This window comes from uncultured Alteromonas sp. (genome assembly GCF_963976965.1).
Lineage (GTDB): Bacteria > Pseudomonadota > Gammaproteobacteria > Enterobacterales > Alteromonadaceae > Alteromonas > Alteromonas naphthalenivorans.
The window spans coordinates 74673-93755 of record NZ_CAXBMP010000019.1 but is presented as its reverse complement, the minus strand read 5'-3'; the positions used below and the strand labels follow the sequence as shown (position 1 = coordinate 93755).

Genomic DNA, 19083 nt, shown 5'->3' with positions numbered 1-19083 from the left:
AAAACTGCTTTTCCAGTGTTGTTACCAACTCCTTGAAGCGAGGCGCGCATTCTACATCGTTAAGTTACGATGTCAACCTAGATTTTTAACTTTTTAATCAGTCTTAATTCAAGGTTGCGCACTGTGTCTTGTGAATGCCTGAAGCCCCCTCAAAACGTGGAGCGCATTATAGATAGGTGGCGTAAAAGATCAACCGTTATTTGGCACTTATTTGCATTTAATAACACTTTCACCCTCAAACGCTTATTTTTACATCATTTAGGTGTATTCCATTGGACTTTAGGATAGTTCTTTCACATTTTATTGTTCTAATTGTTACAAATGAGTAAACTATAACCAGCCTTCATTATTATGATAATAAACACTAGAAAGGTAGGTATATGAAAGTAGGCTTTATTCAATGCACTGTTATTAGTGCTATCTTTGCAATCGCAGGATATCTGTTGTTTTCATCAGCTAGTATAGAAGCGCACGTTCCGTTAACGGTTTCAGCGTCTTTATTAATAAGCGGTATATTAACCCCGTGGCTAGCTTCACTCCTTAACAATTCCCCCTCTGAAACAGCTGCGCCCTCCACCAGCAGCACAACCACTGAAACACTCTATGTGGGTAATCTACCGTATCGTGCAAACGAATCTGCGGTTAAAGAGTATTTTGGTAGTTTTGTCGAAGTACAGTCTGTCCGACTCATGAAGGATAGAAAAACTGGCAAGCGAAAAGGTTATGGCTTTATTGAAGTGATAACTAGCGACCTTGACCCAGTAATAGCGAAGACTAACGACTCAGTGTTCCAAGAGCGAACATTAAAAGTTAGACCAGCTAAAGACAAAGTAGAACAAGTATAAATTAAAAAACCTGGGCATGACCCAGGTTTTTTTTACTCTATTCTGAAGCCGCTTGCTGTGGCATCGCGTTTAATAAGTTTTGGTTAAACGTATGGAAACGATTTATAGCTGAAACTAAATCAGGTATTTGTACATCTTTCATTTCACTAATAATACCTGCAAGCAATGTATTGTAGTCATCTCCAGCGCCTAAGGTATTCTCGGCATTTTCGAACGTAGACATCATCTTTTCTAGATACTGTGCTATTGGGCTTACTACATTACCGTATTGGTTTTCAGCCTCACCTTCTTCACTGTAGTGCTTTACGTTCTCATAAGCCTTGACCATTTCGGTTTGTGTAGTGCGGTTTAACTGCAACGCATACCCAACTAACTCTTTGTCATCGAAACCTAAATTCAACGCTTGTTCGAACGCCTTATCCATATCCCCGCTATAAAAGGTATCGGCTAAGTCTTGTGCTTCACCCACAAGGTTTGCAATAGCTGTCATTTCATCTTCGTCTATTTCACCCTTTAACAAAAAGCTGATGCCACTTCGCTCAAAGTATTCATATTGAGATGACTGCTGCGCCACAACTGAATCTGTATTCGAACTAGACGCTTCAGCATCGTCATTCGCGGGTATATATAGCGAAGCCTGACTAGCAGCACTAAACTGTCTGATACTTTCAAAGCTAAGGTTTACTTCATCCCCATCTTTGGTTCGAATGAGCAAGCTTCCTGATTTAGCATCAGATGCAGATACCGCGTTAAGCTCGCTCACACTCACTGGATTCGGATTGAAGATATTCTGTTCTAAATCGTTAATGCCGCCGTCTATCATTTCACGGCTACGAGTAACACCTTCTTCAATCTCATCATTCATAAAACCTTCGAGATCTTTTTCAGCCATAGCGAAGCCACGACTTACGCCTTCACGGGCCTGACCAAATAACCCTTTTAGGGTATCGTCATCCGCACCACCATCAGCGGCACCTTGAATGACTCCGGTCACGAACCCAAGTACATTACGGGCAACTTTTTCGAAATCGAATAAGCTTTTATTTTCTTCGCCGTCTTCAGACTGCTTGCTTTCATTAGGGCGCTTACCATCAACAACCACATTTTGACTTAAGCTACCACTGAAGACCTTTAAGCCGATACTGGTCTGCGTGCTATTCACGGTGACCGTTGCTGAATGCTGTTTGGTAAACTCGGCTGCTTGCTGTAAGCCTTCCTGTTGAAGCTGCTTCTTTATAGCTTCATTCGGGTGAACCGATGCCTTTTCATCCACTTTCTGGTCGCCCATGAAAGCCTTAATTTGACTCACGTTCATAATTTGATCCTCACTATCCTCAATCAAGTTATCGGCACCAATCACGTATTGTTTAATTTTAATACGAAATTTTTGCTTCTGTGAGTTTTATCCGTTGCACATATAATATAAGGCACTACAATTCGCAGCCTTATTTAAATGATGTTCGGAGAACCACATGACAACCACCACTGCAAAAGACTATCAAGCTCAACTCGATGAGAAAGTGGATCGGTTAGGTACTCTTCTTACGCCGTTTAACGTACCGAGTCTGTCGGTGTATCCGTCTAAACCTGAAAACTACCGTATGCGGGCTGAGTTTCGTGTATGGCACGACGGTGACGATCTTTATCACATCATGTTCGATCAAGGTTCTAAAGAGAAGTACCGCGTAGATACATTTCCACCGGCTAGTGAAACCATTAACAAGGCAATGCAGCAATTAATTGATTATTTAAAGCCAAACGAGCTGCTGCGCAAAAAATTGTTTCAAATTGATTATCTAACTGGATTATCCGGTGAATTGGTTATTAGCTTGCTGTATCACAAGCCACTAGATGACGAATGGGAAGCACAAGCTGAACTACTTCGCACCTTTTTAGCTACCCAATTTACGGCTGTGAGTATTATTGGGCGAGCTCGAAAGCAAAAGCGCATTGTAGGGAACGACTTTATTATAGAGCGACTACCTATTAACGGCCGTGAGTTTGAATTCAAACATATTGAAAATAGCTTTACCCAACCTAATGCAGAAGTAAATTGCAGCATGATTGAATGGTCACTTGAATGCTCTGCTCCCCTAACTGGGGATTTACTAGAAATGTATTGTGGCGCCGGAAACTTCTCGATGCCATTGGCGGTTCACTTTGACAATGTGATAGGAACCGAAATAGCAAAGCCATCGGTACAAGCGGCGCAATACAATATTGCGGCAAACCACTTAGATAACGTGAAAATTGTGAGGTTGTCGGCTGAAGAGTTTACCGAAGCAATGAACGGGGAACGAACCTTCTCTCGTCTAGAAGGTATCAACTTAACTGAATACAATTTTACCACTGTATTGGTTGACCCACCCCGAGCAGGCTTAGACGTAGATTCATTAAAAATGATTCAAGGGTACGATAATATTATCTATATCTCTTGTAACCCTGAAACCTTAGCTGAAAACTTAAGCCTGCTTTGTGAAACTCATGAAATAGCAAATGCGGCACTGTTCGATCAATTTCCATTCACCCATCATATAGAAGCGGGTGTGTTACTTACTAAAAAGTAACGAGCTGTATTTTGCAAATGGATTTGCAGCAACTTTAGATTTTAACGCTTAAGATGCGTCGGAAGATGTCTGTGATGCAAGCTTCGACATTGCGCCCAATTGCACGAAACGTAATTGGGCTTTAACCCTTTCGCCAATTTCTATCTTCAACTTAGTATCAGCTTCTAACGCTTCTGCACCAGCACTGAATACCAATCTAACCATCGCATCAGCTTGAAGCTGCGCAATATTGTACTCCACGCCTTGTTGCTCGATGATGTAATCGGTTAGCTCTTCAATAAAATGCTGAATTTCGCGAAAAACCGCCATTCGGTATGCAGCTGACGTGCCTGTATGTTCCCGCAACAATAATCGAAATACATTTTTGTTAGCAGAGATGAACTCCATGAAGGTTTCAACTGACGTGTGAATTACGCCGCCACCTGAAGCAATTCTACGGCGAGCCTGGCGCATTAACTGGCGAAGAGCTAACCCAGCTTCATCCACCAGCGTGAGCCCTAATTCATCCATGTCTTTAAAGTGTCGGTAGAAGGACGTTGGCGCAATGCCTGCTTCTCGAGCAACTTCACGTAAACTAATAGCAGACAAACTGCGATTTTCATCCAGTAATAGGAATGCCGCATGAATGATATTTTGGCGGGTTTTAAGCTTTTGTTCCTGACGAGTCACAATAGTACCAGTTTGTTAGTCTTCACTAGTCTATCGCATGAGTGCCTATGGGGAGAAGCTTAAATTAATTCGGCTCTAGGCATAAACGCTATTAGCACTTACTCATTATTATCTCCATAGCGTTTTATAGTAACTGTTGTTACTGTACATTCAACTCTTAACAAGTTGTTAACTATGTAGCCGCTATTCTCCTGTAAGGCATTACTGGGACTTTATCAGAGTGAATAGCCAGAATTAATTTATCTCATTATTTCCTGTGGGAATGATGGACTATGGGGTTATAGGACTATCGGCCTACATGAACAAAAATAGCTGACCCAATAATGAAAAAAAGTATTCAGCCCTACGTGCTACGGTTCATTTCGAGTAACACGCTACTAAGTATTAAACGCCGCTATTATACTTGTGCACGCTTTTTTAAGCGTGGTGTACCTAAATTAGAAATTTTCATAAAAGTAGATGACCCCTACTCATTCCTACTTGTTCAAGCATTACCGACACTCGAAAAAAAGTATCGCGTAGCCATTACAGCTCGCGTCATTATCAATTCAGATCCCGTGATGTTTCCTGAATTAACTATGTGGAATAAGCATTCAATTAATGATGCGATGCATTTAGCCAACGTTTACCATCTTCATTTTCCGTGCTCTGCTACTGAGATTACCCACGAAGCTCGCTCAGTTTTTACTGCGTCCTGTGCCGTTCAGCAAAAAATAGATGAAGGCGCTTCATGGACAGGCATTGCTGAATTGCTACTTGCCTATTGGAAAGGTGACCATATTGATGCCTCGTCTAGCATTGATGAGGCGGCATTGGAAAAACGCTTTGAAGCACACCTACATCAGCTTTCCTCGAAAGGTCACTATCTGCCCGCCACGATTTTTTACGATGGTGAATGGTATTGGGGTGTAGATAGGCTTGATCACTTAGAACGTCGACTTATTGATGAAGGCTATGGCATACAACCCAACCCTCAAATCGAATTTGATAAAACCTATACTTCGCTATTACAGCCTCTCAACTTTACTCAAGAGAAGGAAAAATACAGTGAGCCCTTAACCCTGTTTTGGTCTGCCCGTAGCCCCTATTCTTATATTGCGTTGCTGCAGGCCGTAAAACTAACCACACACTATGGCATCCCCATTGAAGTAAAACCTGTATTGCCGATGATGATGCGTGGGTTATATGTTCCCCCTAAAAAAGCCATTTATATTTTTCTAGACACAAAACGCGAGGCACAGAAACTGGGGATTAATTATGGGTTTCTAGCTGATCCGTTAGGTGAAGGTGTAGAGCGATGCTATGCGTTGCTAGCCTATGCTCGGGCGAATAATAAATACCTAGATTATTTACTCTCGTTTGCGAAGTCGGTAAATGCACACGGTGTTAGAGCAGATACAGACAGCGGAATGGAAAAAATAGTAGAAGACGCTGGGCTATCTTGGCAGGAGGCAAAGCGACACTTAGCCAATACTGACTGGAAAAATGAGGTCACTGCAAACCAATCGGACATTTACCAAAACGGCAGCTGGGGTGTGCCCGTTTTCAGATATAAAGATATTCAGGTATGGGGCCAAGATAGGTTATTCGTTATAGAAGATGTCATTCGACAAAACCTTACCCTGCATAAAGTAGCCCCTATTGATAAAGCAATGCATGACATTCGCCAAGCAGTAGGTAGTTCACAAGATGAATGAAGTGGACAATTAAACTAACTGGCACCAGGTAGAGTTCAACAATATGAAGCAATCGTTATGACGCAATCCTCACGAAGCAAAATACTGTAAGACTGCCAGATATGGGTCACAGTCCCCAACTTGAAGCGGCTACCGATATTAGTAATTCAATAATTTCCTTTATAAACAGCGATAAGGCTCCCTAAGCATAAAGTGTAGTAGGCAATTTCTTGAAGCTTACTATAATTAAAGTTTACACACGTAAGCAGAACTTCTGTCCATTCTGCTTGCCTGATGAGCAATAAAACGATAAATTAGCGCACAGTTGTAAGCTGAGTTGTAGAAAATGAAAAAACCACCTCTTATCCTGACGAATGTCTTAGTGTTCATAATTACCGGCGCCATCGCCTTTATTGGCGTACCTGTATGGGTTATCAATCATGGAATTGATTGGGCCGAAATAGGCACTGCGATCTTCTTATTTTATTTCACTGGTATGTCAATTACTGCCGGTTACCATCGTCTTTGGTCACATAAAACCTATGATGCGAATATTGTCGTGCGCGTAATACTTGCCATCGGCGGCGCAATGGCATTGCAAAATAGTATTTTGCACTGGAGCTCAGATCATAGAATTCACCACCGTCACGTAGATGACAACGACAAAGACCCTTATTCAGCAAAGCGCGGTTTGTGGTTTGCACACATTGGTTGGATGCTTCGCGAGTATCAAGAAAAGCGATATGACGACTACAGAAACTGTAAAGACTTGCAGAAAGATAAAGTGGTTATGTGGCAACACAACTACTACCTGCCAATCGTTCTTGCTGCTAACTTTGGCGTTACTGGCTTTTTGGGCTGGTTAAATGGCGACATCCTAGGCATGATTTTAGTGGCTGGTGTACTACGCTTAGTACTTGTTCACCATGTTACTTTCTTCATTAATTCCCTCGCGCACTTCTGGGGAAACCAGCCGTATACTGATGCAAATACGGCCAGAGATAACGGTGTACTAGCATTCTTCACTTTCGGCGAGGGTTATCATAACTACCACCATATTTTTGAATACGACTATCGTAACGGTATTCGTTGGTATCAGTTTGATCCAACAAAATGGTTAATCCGCGGGCTTTCTTACGTGGGGCTTACGCACAACCTGCGTCGTGTACCTGAAGAGCGTATTGAAAAAGCGAGAGCGGCGATGCAACTGCAACGTGCTAGCGAACAGGTCTCTGTATTACCGAATGCAGAAGAGCTCATGCACACCATTGAGCAAGAGTATGAGCTACTTATGCAACGTATGTCTGATTACTACGCGGCGAAAAAGCGTTTGATGAAAGTAAAACAAAAATCACTCAAACGTACCATAGAAGGCTTAGAGCTTACCTATAAGTATAAAGAGCTTAAGCATGCGTTCGCTGTACAAAAAGAAAAGTGGCTTCAGTTACAGAGTCTATCGCTTCAAGCCGCATAAATTGTTGGCTCCAGCTTAGGGACTACTGACATTTGATGTACAGTAAAGGTCCACACCCTCTATACTATTTTAAAAACCCACATGCGCTTTGCTCATGTGGGTTTTGTTTATTTGGCGATTAGCACTAGAGTTAGAGTTACAAACCCAGTAACGTAGAATATTAGTCATTGTTATTTTACGACAAGCGCGGCCACTCAAAAATAGGATGTAGTTATGGCGACAAAGCAAAAAGATAAACCAGCAACCCCTTCTTACCAATACGATGCCATTGTTATAGGTACAGGACCTGGAGGCGAAGGTGTAGCCATGCAATTGGCTAAAGCTGGCAAAAAAGTCGCCGTAATAGAAAGGTACGAAGCCGTGGGAGGTGGGTGTACGCATTGGGGCACTATTCCATCTAAAGCGTTAAGGCATTCAGTAAGCCGCTTAATTGAATATAATAGCTCTCCCCTTTTTGCTGATAACCATGTAAGCAGAAGCCTCACATTTGCAGAAATAATGCGTCATGCCAGTGGGGTCGTAAAAAGTCAGACCCGTCTTAGATCGTCATTTTATGATAGAAACCGCGTTAACTTGTATCATGGTGAAGCCAGTTTCCTTGATGCCAACACCTTACAAATTGTCCGTGATGATGGTTCGAAAGATATTTTAACAGCAGCACAGATTGCTATCGCTACTGGCTCTCGCCCTTACACGCCACCCGATATCGATTTTGATCACCCTCGTATTTATAACTCCGACACGATTTTATCTCTTGATCACGATCCTAAATCCATCATTATTTACGGCGCTGGGGTTATTGGATCGGAATATGCCAGTATCTTTCGCGGCATGGGCGTAAAAGTTGACCTCGTGAATATGCGAGACAGACTTCTGTCTTTCCTTGATACCGAAATTTCAGATGCGCTAAGTTACCACCTTTGGAACAACGGCGTACTTATTAGGCATAACGAAACTTATAAGTCGGTGGAAGGTAAAGAAGACAGCGTAGTGTTGAACTTAGAGTCTGGTAAACGAATGAAAGCTGATTGCTTGTTATTTGCCAACGGTCGTACCGGTAACACTGACATGCTGGGTTTAGAAGCCATTGGCTTAAAAGCAGATAATCGCGGGCAACTCAGTGTGAATGAGAAATACCAAACCCAAGTAGATAACGTTTTCGCTGTAGGGGATGTTATCGGATACCCAAGCTTGGCGTCTGCCGCATACAATCAGGGCCGATTTGCCGCTGAAGCCATGTTAGGGGCAACAACACACACCGCATTAGTGGCTGACATTCCCACTGGCATTTATACCATTCCAGAGATTAGTTCGGTGGGTAAAACAGAACAAGAGCTTACCGCCGCAAAAGTGCCTTACGAAGTGGGTAGAGCCCAGTTTAAGCATTTGGCTCGTGCGCAGATTGCGTCAACACAGGTGGGTAGCTTAAAAATTCTGTTTCACAGAGAAACGAAGAAAGTTTTAGGTATTCATTGTTTTGGAGAACGTGCATCTGAAATTGTGCACATTGGGCAGGCGATTATGCAGCAAAAAGGCGAAGGAAATACCATCGACTACTTTGTTAATACAACCTTTAATTATCCCACCATGGCCGAAGCTTATCGCGTAGCAGCAATAAATGGACTAAATAGGATATTTTAAGGAAATTTGGGCACAAAAAAACCGGCACTTGATGCCGGTTTTTTTTAGTGCGATTAATCTCGGTTTGCAGCCAGAGTATTTAGCGCTGAAAGCGCATCTCTATGTGCTACGATATCGATCTGCATCTTTTCTTGGTCGAATGTCATTGTTGCAATTGCGTAGTCTCCAAGACTTTCGCTGGCAACGTTGACCAAATCAGTTTGTGCATCACGGAAATGAATGTTGTTGTTGATGTTCTCAGCTATACATTCATTATTCAATTCGAACGATTTTGCGTCCATACAATCGAAAAGCTGGTTTTCGCCAGAGCCCGCATGCGCAATACCAAAGACGGACATTAAGGTTAATCCTAGTACTACTTTACGCATGGTTTTTCTCCTGTTCAGCAGTTCATTACTGCGATGATCCAATAATAATGTATATACGTTTTAATGTCAAATCGGATCACGTAAATATGACAGCAATATTACAAAGTGAAATATTATGAGAAATTTGCCAATTATTTTTGAGGATTTAGTAAAAGAGGCGAAACAGTGTTCATTGTGTATTGAACACCTTCCCTATGGCGTGAACCCAATTTTCTCAATTGGGCCACAGGCAAAAGTTGTGCTAATTGGTCAAGCGCCCGGCCTGATCGCACATCAAAACACAAAAGCCTTCAGCGATAAAAGTGGTGAAAGGCTAAGGCAGTGGTTACACATCGATACTACAACGTTTTATGATGAAAACAAATTAGCCATTATGCCTATGGGGTTTTGCTTTCCAGGCTACAAAAATGGGGCCGATGCGCCGCCTAGAAAAGAATGCGCGCCCACTTGGCACGAGAAGATGTTACACGCCATTCAACCAGAATTAATTCTACTTGTCGGTAGATATGCTCAGCAATACTACTTACCTAAGTACCGAACATTAACAGACGCTATAAAGAACAATTGTGACGAGAAGTTTGCTGTGCTGCCCCACCCGTCTGGTAGAAACAACCGCTGGCTTGCACAGCATCCTTGGTTTGAAACTGAATATTTACCCCACGTGGTAGAGCGCTTAACACCACTACTTGAGTGAAACGTTAGTTCACGTCTTTTTGGGACACGAGGTAATCCATCAATTCATTAAATGGCATGGGTTTAGCATAAAAGAAGCCTTGCGCTTCATTACATCCTAATTCAATCATATACTCAGCTTGCTCTTTGGTTTCAATCCCTTCAGCAATAGTGAGTAGCCCTAGTTTGTTTCCTAAGGTAACAATAGTCTCAGCAAGCACAGCGCTTTTACCGGGCTCAATATCACGAATAAACGAGCGATCTACTTTAAGCCTGTCTAATGGAAGTTGCTGCAAGTAACTCATAGACGAAAACCCCGTACCGAAGTCGTCTATTGCTATGGCAACACCATGCTCTTTTAACGTTCTAAGAGCATCTATCACAATTTGCGGTTCATCCATCACCACGCTTTCTGTTATTTCTAACTCGAGTAAACTTGGATCGCATTTAGATGTGCTAATAGTGCCAAGCACTTTATTAACAAACGACCTATCTCTAAACTGAGGCATTGATATATTTACCGCCACCCTTAAGTCGCCGAAGTTTGCCTCTTTTAAATCTCTCAATCGGTGGCAGGCTTCTTCAAGAACCCATTCACCAATATCAACAATAAGACCTGAATACTCTGCCAGAGGCACAAACACCGCGGGGGAAATATAGCCGTTGTTCCCATCAGGCCAACGTAGCAAACCTTCCATGCCAACGACTTTTTCACTGACCAAATCTACTTGCGGTTGGAACCACAACTCTAGCTTACGTGCCATGAAGTCGCTGCGTAAGCGGCGTATCATTTCTAGGCGCCACGTGGTTTTGTCTTCAATATCTTTAGCAAAATACTCGAAGTTGTCGCTTATGTTCTTTTTCGCGCGATTTAGGGCAATATTAATGCGCTTTAAAATTTCTAAGCCAATATTTCGTTTGTCATCGAGTTGACATAGCCCCATCGTCACGCTGACAGGCAAGGTGTGGTCGCTCACCTTAAACGACGATTGAAACAATGAATTAATATTGTCGGGGTTAACCACACTCGAAGGGCCAATAAGCCCAAACACATCCGCGCCAATGCGCCCAATTTTAACTGAGTCATCGAAGCACGCTTGAAACCTATCACTGATAGCACGCAATAGCTCATTTCCAGCTTCTTGGCCTAAACCATCGTTGATGTCTGAAAAATGATTTACATCAATAAGCGCAACTGAGCAGTTTTCGCAGGCAAAAATATGCGGCTTATCGAGCATATTGATAAATTCATTACGATTGGGAAGTCTCGTAAGCCAATCCCTAAAGGCTGCGTTTCTTAGTTGGTGAAACAAGTTTACGTTTTCGTAGCCTACCGAAATACTGGATAAAAACACTTCTAACAAGCTTTTATCTAGGTTAGTAATTTCACTTACCATATTTACGTAAACTGCCGCTTCAAACCCAGAACGGTTTATATACAGCACAGATGAATCAGATTCGAAAATATGACGTTTAAGGCGAAGACAGCGACCTACTTGCTCGACAATTTCACTGTTATTAATGTTATCGATAGACTCATTAATAAAAGAAGCATATTCGCCTGCGGCCCCTAAGATATACACACCGTTGTCGTCTTTATCGAGAACCGAACCAGCTCTAGCACAAACAAGGCCCTCAGCATCTAATCCAATCAACGAGCTAATTTGAGTAACAACCCCTTCGCAAAACCCTTTTACCGAATGCTCTTCAAATAAATTGGCCGACGATGTAATGATTTTTTCTAAACCAATACGGTTTTGATTGATTGTCATTATTTGCTGATAAGAGCGCAGAGAAGAGATAACCGTCGTCATCAGTTTGGCGCGGGTAAGCTCTGTCTTTGTTTTGTAATCGTTAATGTCGTAAAGCTTAATCACCTCTTCTTCAGGTGCATAACCAGGTTGCCCTGTTCTTAAAACAATACGTGGTTCGGTTAGCCCCATGGATTCCCGGATATAACGCACTACATCGAAACCGGCGTCATCAGTTTCCATGACAACATCCAATAAAATGATAGCTATCGTTTTACCGTAATCGTGCAGAAGTGTTTTGGCTTCTTTAGCCGAATAAGCATGAAGGAAATTAAGTTTTCTATCATTAACAATAAGGTCGGAGAGTGCGAGTCGCGTAACGGTATGAATTTCCTCATCGTCATCGACAATAAGAATATTCCATTCTTTATAAAAAGTAGTATCGATATCAGAACTTCCATCATCATCTAAGAAGATAAGTTCATCGTTATCGTAATCCGTTGCCGACATAACTGCTTATACCCTCGTCACTGATTCATACATACTTTTTTGCCTGTATGCTGTTTATCAGAATTGCTAAATCGATACTGCAATGCAATAGTGGTAACCTATTGTTCATGCTTTGAATGGCAATCTACATATTAAAATGAAGATAACCCCTGATCCTTATACTAGTTCACTTCCTAAGACCAAGCGCCCTACTGAACCAACGCCGGCTAGCCGTAACGACAATCCAAACCAAAGTGCGACTCAAAATGTGCAACAAGATACACCGACGCATTTTGTACGGCAAAAGATACTCTCTTGGTTCTCTCGTGTCGGCATTTCTCCTTCAATGGCGAAAGATCCTAAAAGCCAACGCAACACGTTAGAACGAAGAAAGCAGATAATAGAATTACAAAAAGCTGCAAACCTCCAAGCTGTATTAAATATAGCACTAAATGTCAACATAACCGAATCTGAAAACGATGGACTTGATCCAGATTGGTTTTTTGCCTTCAGCAACATGGCAGAAGAGATCCACAGCCCGGGAATGCAGGAACTTTGGGGCAAAATTTTTGCCGTTGAGGTAAGTAAACCCGGCAGCTTTTCTCTTCGTAGCTTACAAATGCTGAAATTGCTTACTCACAGAGACGCAAAAGTATTTGCGAAGGCTGTCAGTATTGCCAGTAGACGGCAACACGATACTATCCCTCGTATATTAGTCGGCTTTCATAGAAAAAAAGGCATACTGTCTTTTTTCAAACGTGCGGTGCCGGAACAGCTCAACTTAGCCTCTGTCGGCCTTTCCTACCCCGATTTGCTGGCCCTTCAAGATATGAAGCTACTTTATGCTAGCGAGATAGAAAGCGGTGAATATACAGAAGGCCAACAAACAAGATGGCGCTGTGGTGCCGAGCAGTTCACATTAGAAAGCAAGCAGCCAGGTGTGGCCTTAGTATATTTTAAGTTTACCGCGGTAGGTGGCGAACTTTATAAGCTCGTACCAAGAAAACAAAACCCTACTTACCTATCGGCTCTTAAGGACGTATTAAGCGAAGTCTTCAATATTCATTAACCCGTCGTATTAGCACCGCTTTTTTTCAGACCTGCTTTTCATCTAGCGGTTTCTGTATGCTAGACGAGCGGGTGACAGCTTAAATACCGTCACCAAACTCGTGCAATCCACACTCTCGCTTAAGCCCGAAGAAACGAGTATCTTGTTCACTCATGCCTTCTTGCAATGATTGCGTGGTATGCCAATCGCCAATAGATACATAGCCTTCATCCCACAAAGGATGATAAGACAGACCATGCTCTTTCAAATAGTAGTGCAGATCTTTGTTGCTCCAATCAATAATAGGATAGAGCTTAAACTGACTGCCTACCTTTTGAAGCACAGGTAATTTGCCGCGGGTATCAGATTGGCTGCGGCGTAAACCGGCAAACCATGTACCTGCGTTAAGTTCTTTCAAAGCACGCTGCATAGGTTCAACCTTGTTCATTCGGTTGTACTGCTCAATGCCTTCAACACCTTGTTCCCACAATCGACCAAAGCGAGCTTCTTGCCACGCAGATGAAATATCTGCGTTATACACGTGCAAGTTTAGATTCAATGCGTCTTTCAGCTCGTCAATAAACTTGTAAGTTTCAGGAAACAAATAGCCAGTATCCGTTAATACTACGGGAATATCTGGCTTAGCTTGGGTAAGCATGTGTAGCATAACCGCAGATTGGGCACCAAAGCTTGATGACACAATGTGACTGTCAGGTAAGTTTTCAAGCGCCCACGCAACGCGGGCTTGAGCACTCATCTCTTCTAGTTCAACATTGATATCGGCAAGGGCTTCCTTGCTGATATCAAATGCTAACGGACTGCTATTAATTAGCGTCGAATTACTCATAAAAGTCTCTAGCTGAATCGACAACGGGCGCGACAATTTCAGCGCGAATAACATAATCACCGAACGATTCGTTACCGCTACGCTCTTTCGCCCACTTGCCAATTAATGAATCAAGTTCGGCCATAATTTCTTCTTCACTGATGTTTTCACGATACATCTTAGGAATACGGGTTCCTTCACGATCGCCACCTAAGTGGAAGTTATATTTACCTGGGCCTTTACCCACTAAACCAACTTCGGCCAACATGGCACGACCACACCCATTCGGGCAGCCCGTTACACGGAAAATAATACTGTCGTCCGCTAAACCATGCTTCGCTAGCAAACCTTCAAGTTCCGTTACCGCATCAGGCAAATAGCGCTCTGCTTCTGCCATTGCTAATGGGCAGGTTGGCAAGGCAACACAAGCCATAGAATCAAGACGCTGATTTGAAGTCTCTGGCGCAATAAGTCCGTGCTCACGGGCCAAGGCTTCAATCTTTTCTTTATCTTCTGCTGGTACACCCGCAACAATCAGGTTTTGATTCGCGGTTAAGCGGAAGTCGCCAGTATGAATTTTTGCAATTTCAGCACACCCTGTTTTCAAGGTTTTGCCCGGATAATCTAAAATTCGGCCGTTTTCAATAAATAACGTTAAGTGGTATTTACCGTCAATACCTTCAACCCAACCGAAGCTATCGCCACGGGTTGTGAATTCATATGGACGAGTGTCGCCAAAGGTCACGCCTGCACGCTTCTCTACTTCGGCTTTAAAGTTATCTACGCCAACTCGTTCTAACGTGTATTTGGTTTTAGCGTTTTTACGGTTAACACGGTTACCCCAATCACGCTGAGTAGTTACCACTGCTGCAGCTACGGCTAACGTGTCATCCAAACCAATAAAACCAAAGTCACTGGCTTTACGTGGGAAAGTGCTCTTATCGCCATGTGTCATGGCAAGGCCACCGCCTACTAGTACGTTAAAACCAATAAGCTTGCCGTTTTCGGCAATAGCTACAAAGTTAAGATCGTTCGCGTGAACATCTACATCGTTTTGTGGTGGAATAACCACGGTGGTTTTAAACTTACGGGGTAAGTAATTGTCACCTAATATTGGCTCTACTGGCTTTTCAGTAGTTTCTACTCTTTCACCGTCTAACCAAATTTCAGCATAAGCACGGGTTTTTGGAAGTAAGTGCTCGCTTATCTTCTTAGCCCATTCATAGGCCTCAACGTGCAAAGCAGACTCAACCGGATTAGAGGTACAAAGTACGTTTCGGTTTACGTCACCAGCGGTGGCAATAGAGTCGATTCCTGCTTTATTCAGCATTTGGTGCATCGACTTGATTTTCGGCTTTAATACACCGTGAAACTGGAACGTTTGACGGGTAGTAAGACGAATGCTGCCGTACATAGTGTGATCGGCGGCAAACTTGTCGATAGCTAACCATTGGTCAGGGGTAATCACGCCACCCGGTAAACGGGCACGTAGCATTACGTTGTGCAATGGCTCTAGTTTTTGCTTAGCACGCTCGGCGCGAATATCGCGGTCGTCTTGCTGATACATACCGTGGAAGCGAATAAGTTGGAAGTTATCCGCCGTAAATCCACCGGTTAAATCGTCTTTTAAGTCGGTTTCGATAGTGCCACGTAAGTTATTACTTTCACGCTTTAAGCGCTCGTTGTCAGCCAGTTTGCCCTCAACGATAAATGGTGATTTTTCATTGCTCATTAATAGACATCCTTCTGGTAACGTTTCGCTTTGCGTAATTCAACTAAGTACGCTTTAGCATCGGCTTCTGATTTTTCGCCGTACTGTTGCACAATACTAATAAGTGCATTTTCCACATCTTTGGCCATGTAGGTTGCATCGCCACACACATAAAAATGTGCACCTTGCTGAAGCCATTCGTACACTTCTTTACCATGCTCAAGCAAACGGTGTTGCACATAAACTTTCTCTTCTTGGTCGCGAGAGAAAGCCAAAGTAATCTTATCTAGTAGGCCGTCTTTCACGTAACCTTGCCATTCCACTTGATACAAGAAGTCTTGGGTGAAATGCGGGTTACCGAAGAACAACCAGTTCTTACCTTCAGCCTCTTGAGCATCACGCTCTTGCATAAAGGCTCTGAAAGGGGCAATACCCGTACCTGGGCCAACCATGATAACCGGTGTATTTCCATCTTCAGGTAAACGGAAGTGATCGTTGTTTTCAACAAACACGTCTACTTCACCGTTTTCTTCTAAATATTCACATAAGAAACCAGATGCCCCGCCTTGGTGGCGATGACCAAAGGCTTCATAATCTACGTGAGCTACCGTTAGGTGAACTTCGTCTTCAACTTCGGTTTGGCTAGACGCAATAGAGTATAAGCGCGGTGTTAGCGGTCGAAACGCTTCCACTAGTTGCTGAGCAGTTATACTGCCCGGATGGTCACGCACAATATCAATCAATTGACGCTCGGCCATGTAAGTGCGCAGTTTTGCTTTATCTTCCATCATCGCGGCTAAGCTTTCAGAGCCGGTAGCCACTTGATAGGCTTTAATGAAGTTAGGATAGCTAAGCGTAAGCTCAAGCTTGCTGGTTAATGCTTCTCGCAACGTCAGCGTTGCATCAGCAACCTTCACTTCTGCATCGCCATCAAGAGAAAGTGTATCTATAAATGCATTAACAAGACTTGGCGCGTTTTTAAACCACACGCCTAATGCATCACCCGCTTTGTAGGTAATACCAGAATCTTCTAGGCTAATTTCAATATGGCGAATGTCTTTTACTGAATCACGGCCTGTAATTTTCTGAGCATCAAGCAAGGTCGCGGTAAACGGTGCTTTTTTGGTATACGCTTGTTCAGGTGCGCCTTGCACGGCTGAGCCAGTTTGCACTGCTTGGGCAACAGGCGCTGACGCTGTAAAGTCATCCTTAAGAGAAGCGATTAAGTCATTCAGCCACGTTTCAGCTTGCGCTTCATAATCAACATCGCAATCGGCACGTGCAACTAACTCGGTACCACCAAGCTTGCCTAAGCGTTCATCGAAGTCTTTGCCCGTTTGGCAGAAGAATTCGTAGCTACTATCACCTAACCCTAACACCGCGTACTTAGTGTTGCTTAACTTAGGTGCTTTTTTACCGCTAACGAATTCATGCAACTCGATGGCATCATCTGGCGCATCGCCTTCACCATGGGTGCTAACAAAAAGCGCAACATGGGTTTCAGCTTTAAGCGAACGAGGCTTGTAATCTGCCATGCTAACTAACTTAGAGTTAAAGCCCGCTTCTTCCGCTTTAGCCTGACACTGTTGAGCCACGCCTTTCGCATTACCGGTTTGTGAACCGAATAAAATGGTAAGCGTGGGAGCATCAGTCTGCGCTGGTGCTACTGCACCGGCTGCAGTTGGCGCAACGGCGCCGCCTTGTGCTGCGGCCATACCGGCAGCATAGCCACTGATCCAAGTCAGTTGGTCGCGGTTTAACCCAGATATCGCTTGGGTAATTGCATTGAACTGTTGTTCGTTTAGTACGGCACCAGTAGCCGATGGATTGTTCGATTGTTGTGACATAATTCTTTAGCCTTAATTCGATGGGCATAAGGCTAACGGCTTTCTAGAAGAAGAGAAAAGAATAAATGAGACTTTTTTATTACTGAAAGTGATTAAGAGTGTGTTTTGGAGTATAAACACGCTATTTTCGATGATAACACTACCAGTAAAGTTGATTTTTGGTAGCTTCCCTAAAAAAATTTTAGATATCAGCGCCTAAAATTAAGCACAAACCTAAAGTGTTTTAAGCAAATTTTAAGGTGTAAGCTAACTTTCTGAAGGAAAAGAAAAAGCACCTAAGCAATTAATAAATAAAGGGCTTTATGCTTAAATTCACAAAGACTAGCATGTGGAAATATGTTGTAATCAATCAAATTTTCTAATTGCTACATTATGTCCCAACTTCCGTTTTTTAGATCAACCACTTCGTTAATCATTCTGTTCTTTCTTAGCGCAATTTCATCTAGTCATGACAACACATTTAAGCACTCAGATGTGCCATTGAATCAAGAGCGGCACAAAGATGACATTGAGGAACAAAAACATGACGAGCATGCAGAGCACGACGAACATCCTCTACTGTTACCTAGCCGAGCGGCTAGTGGGCAGTGGACTACTGATATATGGTCTCGCAACGATGGCTTCATTGCCAATGCAGGAATAAGAGTTAAATTTGGCCACTAGTGCAATAGTACTAATATAAAAAAGCAAAAAAACCGACACATGTCGGTTTTTTTGTTTATCAGGTAGATGTTGGCAACAATTAGAAGTGAACTTCTAATCCTGCAAACGCGCCATCAAATTCCATGTCTGCATAGATATCGTCAAGATCTTCAATATCCACCGTCACTTTGCGATAGCCCACCTGAAGGGTCATATCAACCGCGAGACTTTCTATAAATGAGTAAGTCACTGCTACTTGGTAGTCGCTTAGTTCGTGATCGTCAAACGACAAGTAGCTACCTTCAGCGTAAGCCGCTAACCCCGTAAACGGCAAGCCTACTTGCACTTTCGAGTACACCATTGGCACAACACCTGAGAAATCACCCGAGCCTTGCGTATCGCTGGCCGTATCATAAACTGAAAACGCGCCATCGATATACTTGGCATTCAAGCCCACATCGAAACTAATTAAGTCGTTATCGAATAGCTCGTAATACAAAATAATATCTGTAGCGTCTAACTCAACAATGGTATCCACTTGACTATCGGCAGTGTACAAATCGCCGTCGAAGGTAAAGTTAGTATTTAGTGTAGTCGTGCCCGAGTTATCAAGGGTGGTATGCCCTATCTTCACGTTAGGCACAAATGGCAACGGGTGCTCAAATGCAACGTATAACGCAGTATTTGTTTCATCATCAAAATTGAAATCAGCAGTAGACGAACTATCGGCGAAACCACCTGTTGTATCCGTCTGCCAAACTTGTGCACCTGCGTACACTCCTGCAATTGTGTCTGCATGCGAAGATGCGGAGAAAAGAGCACAACCCACTAGGGTTGCCAATAGACACTTTTTCATT

16 protein-coding genes are annotated in these 19083 nt (G+C 43.0%); 8 read left to right on the top strand and 8 right to left on the bottom strand.

Features of this window, described 5'->3' with window-relative positions; genetic code table 11:
- Positions 1-380 precede the first annotated feature (380 nt).
- A complete protein-coding gene (locus AAC006_RS14650) occupies positions 381-845 on the top strand; it encodes an RNA-binding protein (protein WP_013782662.1) in 465 nt (154 codons plus the stop codon).
- A 37-nt stretch (positions 846-882) separates the two neighbouring features.
- On the opposite strand, the gene AAC006_RS14645 is transcribed toward AAC006_RS14650, so the two are convergent.
- Complete coding sequence (locus AAC006_RS14645) at positions 883-2160, bottom strand: DUF5610 domain-containing protein (RefSeq protein ID WP_339891765.1); 1278 nt, start codon at positions 2158-2160, stop codon at positions 883-885.
- Between the two features lie 157 nt (positions 2161-2317).
- Between AAC006_RS14645 and trmA the strand changes: the two genes are divergently transcribed.
- Entirely contained in the window at positions 2318-3412 is a 1095-nt protein-coding gene (gene trmA / locus AAC006_RS14640) for a tRNA (uridine(54)-C5)-methyltransferase TrmA (RefSeq protein ID WP_126872795.1), read from the top strand.
- A gap of 48 nt (positions 3413-3460) precedes the next feature.
- Here the strand turns inward: trmA and fabR are convergent, their stop codons facing one another.
- Positions 3461-4081: an HTH-type transcriptional repressor FabR gene (gene fabR, locus AAC006_RS14635; protein ID WP_126872796.1), complete on the bottom strand. Its 621-nt coding sequence runs from the start codon at positions 4079-4081 to the stop codon at positions 3461-3463.
- 323 nt (positions 4082-4404) lie between these two features.
- Between fabR and AAC006_RS14630 the strand changes: the two genes are divergently transcribed.
- The 3 genes from AAC006_RS14630 (at position 4405) to sthA (ending at position 8872) form a co-directional block, all read left to right on the top strand.
- The gene (locus AAC006_RS14630) at positions 4405-5778 is read left to right on the top strand and encodes a DsbA family protein (RefSeq protein ID WP_208806368.1); all 1374 of its coding nucleotides are present in this window, start codon (positions 4405-4407) and stop codon (positions 5776-5778) included.
- Between the two features lie 325 nt (positions 5779-6103).
- The gene (locus tag AAC006_RS14625; RefSeq protein WP_126872798.1) at positions 6104-7231 is read left to right on the top strand and encodes a fatty acid desaturase; all 1128 of its coding nucleotides are present in this window, start codon (positions 6104-6106) and stop codon (positions 7229-7231) included.
- Between the two features lie 213 nt (positions 7232-7444).
- A complete protein-coding gene (sthA, locus tag AAC006_RS14620; protein ID WP_288388659.1) occupies positions 7445-8872 on the top strand; it encodes a Si-specific NAD(P)(+) transhydrogenase in 1428 nt (475 codons plus the stop codon).
- Positions 8873-8925: 53 nt separating this feature from the next.
- Here sthA and AAC006_RS14615 read toward each other — a convergent pair whose 3' ends face one another.
- A complete protein-coding gene (locus AAC006_RS14615; RefSeq protein ID WP_126872800.1) occupies positions 8926-9240 on the bottom strand; it encodes a pyridine nucleotide transhydrogenase in 315 nt (104 codons plus the stop codon).
- 115 nt (positions 9241-9355) lie between these two features.
- Here AAC006_RS14615 and AAC006_RS14610 point away from each other — a divergent pair, with 115 nt between their 5' ends.
- Positions 9356-9934, top strand: coding sequence for a uracil-DNA glycosylase family protein (locus tag AAC006_RS14610; RefSeq protein WP_126872801.1), 579 nt, complete (start codon positions 9356-9358; stop codon positions 9932-9934).
- 4 nt (positions 9935-9938) lie between these two features.
- Here AAC006_RS14610 and AAC006_RS14605 read toward each other — a convergent pair whose 3' ends face one another.
- Entirely contained in the window at positions 9939-12173 is a 2235-nt protein-coding gene (locus AAC006_RS14605) for an EAL domain-containing protein (protein WP_126872802.1), read from the bottom strand.
- Positions 12174-12309: 136 nt separating this feature from the next.
- Between AAC006_RS14605 and AAC006_RS14600 the strand changes: the two genes are divergently transcribed.
- Positions 12310-13221 (top strand): TIGR03899 family protein, encoded by a 912-nt coding sequence (locus tag AAC006_RS14600; RefSeq protein ID WP_339891762.1) that lies wholly within the window; start codon positions 12310-12312, stop codon positions 13219-13221.
- A gap of 79 nt (positions 13222-13300) precedes the next feature.
- On the opposite strand, the gene AAC006_RS14595 is transcribed toward AAC006_RS14600, so the two are convergent.
- The 3 genes from AAC006_RS14595 to AAC006_RS14585 are packed head-to-tail and all read right to left on the bottom strand — an operon-like array spanning position 13301 to position 17584.
- Positions 13301-14047: a phosphoadenylyl-sulfate reductase gene (locus AAC006_RS14595; RefSeq protein ID WP_126872804.1), complete on the bottom strand. Its 747-nt coding sequence runs from the start codon at positions 14045-14047 to the stop codon at positions 13301-13303.
- Positions 14040-15758: an assimilatory sulfite reductase (NADPH) hemoprotein subunit gene (cysI, locus tag AAC006_RS14590; RefSeq protein ID WP_208806366.1), complete on the bottom strand. Its 1719-nt coding sequence runs from the start codon at positions 15756-15758 to the stop codon at positions 14040-14042. Before cysI ends, AAC006_RS14595 begins: the two co-directional genes overlap by 8 nt.
- Positions 15758-17584 carry an assimilatory sulfite reductase (NADPH) flavoprotein subunit gene (locus AAC006_RS14585; RefSeq protein WP_338456356.1) on the bottom strand — a complete coding sequence of 609 codons (1827 nt, stop codon included), beginning with the start codon at positions 17582-17584 and terminating at the stop codon, positions 15758-15760. Before AAC006_RS14585 ends, cysI begins: the two co-directional genes overlap by 1 nt.
- A gap of 474 nt (positions 17585-18058) precedes the next feature.
- On the opposite strand from AAC006_RS14585, the gene AAC006_RS14580 reads away from it, so the two are divergent.
- Positions 18059-18247 (top strand): hypothetical protein, encoded by a 189-nt coding sequence (locus tag AAC006_RS14580; protein WP_041452451.1) that lies wholly within the window; start codon positions 18059-18061, stop codon positions 18245-18247.
- A 79-nt stretch (positions 18248-18326) separates the two neighbouring features.
- Here AAC006_RS14580 and AAC006_RS14575 read toward each other — a convergent pair whose 3' ends face one another.
- Positions 18327-19082, bottom strand: coding sequence for a TIGR04219 family outer membrane beta-barrel protein (locus AAC006_RS14575; protein WP_126872808.1), 756 nt, complete (start codon positions 19080-19082; stop codon positions 18327-18329).
- Between the last annotated feature and the right edge of the window lies 1 nt (position 19083).

Bases quoted from the DNA above. Each gene is read 5' to 3' on its own strand.
- AAC006_RS14650 (WP_013782662.1), top strand. From the start codon at position 381: ATGAAAGTAGGCTTTATTCAATGCACTGTTATTAGTGCTATCTTTGCA.
- AAC006_RS14645 (WP_339891765.1), bottom strand. From the start codon at position 2,160: ATGAACGTGAGTCAAATTAAGGCTTTCATGGGCGACCAGAAAGTGGAT.
- trmA (WP_126872795.1), top strand. From the start codon at position 2,318: ATGACAACCACCACTGCAAAAGACTATCAAGCTCAACTCGATGAGAAA.
- AAC006_RS14630 (WP_208806368.1), top strand. From the start codon at position 4,405: ATGAAAAAAAGTATTCAGCCCTACGTGCTACGGTTCATTTCGAGTAAC.
- AAC006_RS14625 (WP_126872798.1), top strand. From the start codon at position 6,104: ATGAAAAAACCACCTCTTATCCTGACGAATGTCTTAGTGTTCATAATT.
- sthA (WP_288388659.1), top strand. From the start codon at position 7,445: ATGGCGACAAAGCAAAAAGATAAACCAGCAACCCCTTCTTACCAATAC.
- AAC006_RS14615 (WP_126872800.1), bottom strand. From the start codon at position 9,240: ATGCGTAAAGTAGTACTAGGATTAACCTTAATGTCCGTCTTTGGTATT.
- AAC006_RS14610 (WP_126872801.1), top strand. From the start codon at position 9,356: ATGAGAAATTTGCCAATTATTTTTGAGGATTTAGTAAAAGAGGCGAAA.
- AAC006_RS14605 (WP_126872802.1), bottom strand. From the start codon at position 12,173: ATGTCGGCAACGGATTACGATAACGATGAACTTATCTTCTTAGATGAT.
- AAC006_RS14600 (WP_339891762.1), top strand. From the start codon at position 12,310: ATGAAGATAACCCCTGATCCTTATACTAGTTCACTTCCTAAGACCAAG.
- AAC006_RS14595 (WP_126872804.1), bottom strand. From the start codon at position 14,047: ATGAGTAATTCGACGCTAATTAATAGCAGTCCGTTAGCATTTGATATC.
- cysI (WP_208806366.1), bottom strand. From the start codon at position 15,758: ATGAGCAATGAAAAATCACCATTTATCGTTGAGGGCAAACTGGCTGAC.
- AAC006_RS14585 (WP_338456356.1), bottom strand. From the start codon at position 17,584: ATGTCACAACAATCGAACAATCCATCGGCTACTGGTGCCGTACTAAAC.
- AAC006_RS14575 (WP_126872808.1), bottom strand. From the start codon at position 19,082: ATGAAAAAGTGTCTATTGGCAACCCTAGTGGGTTGTGCTCTTTTCTCC.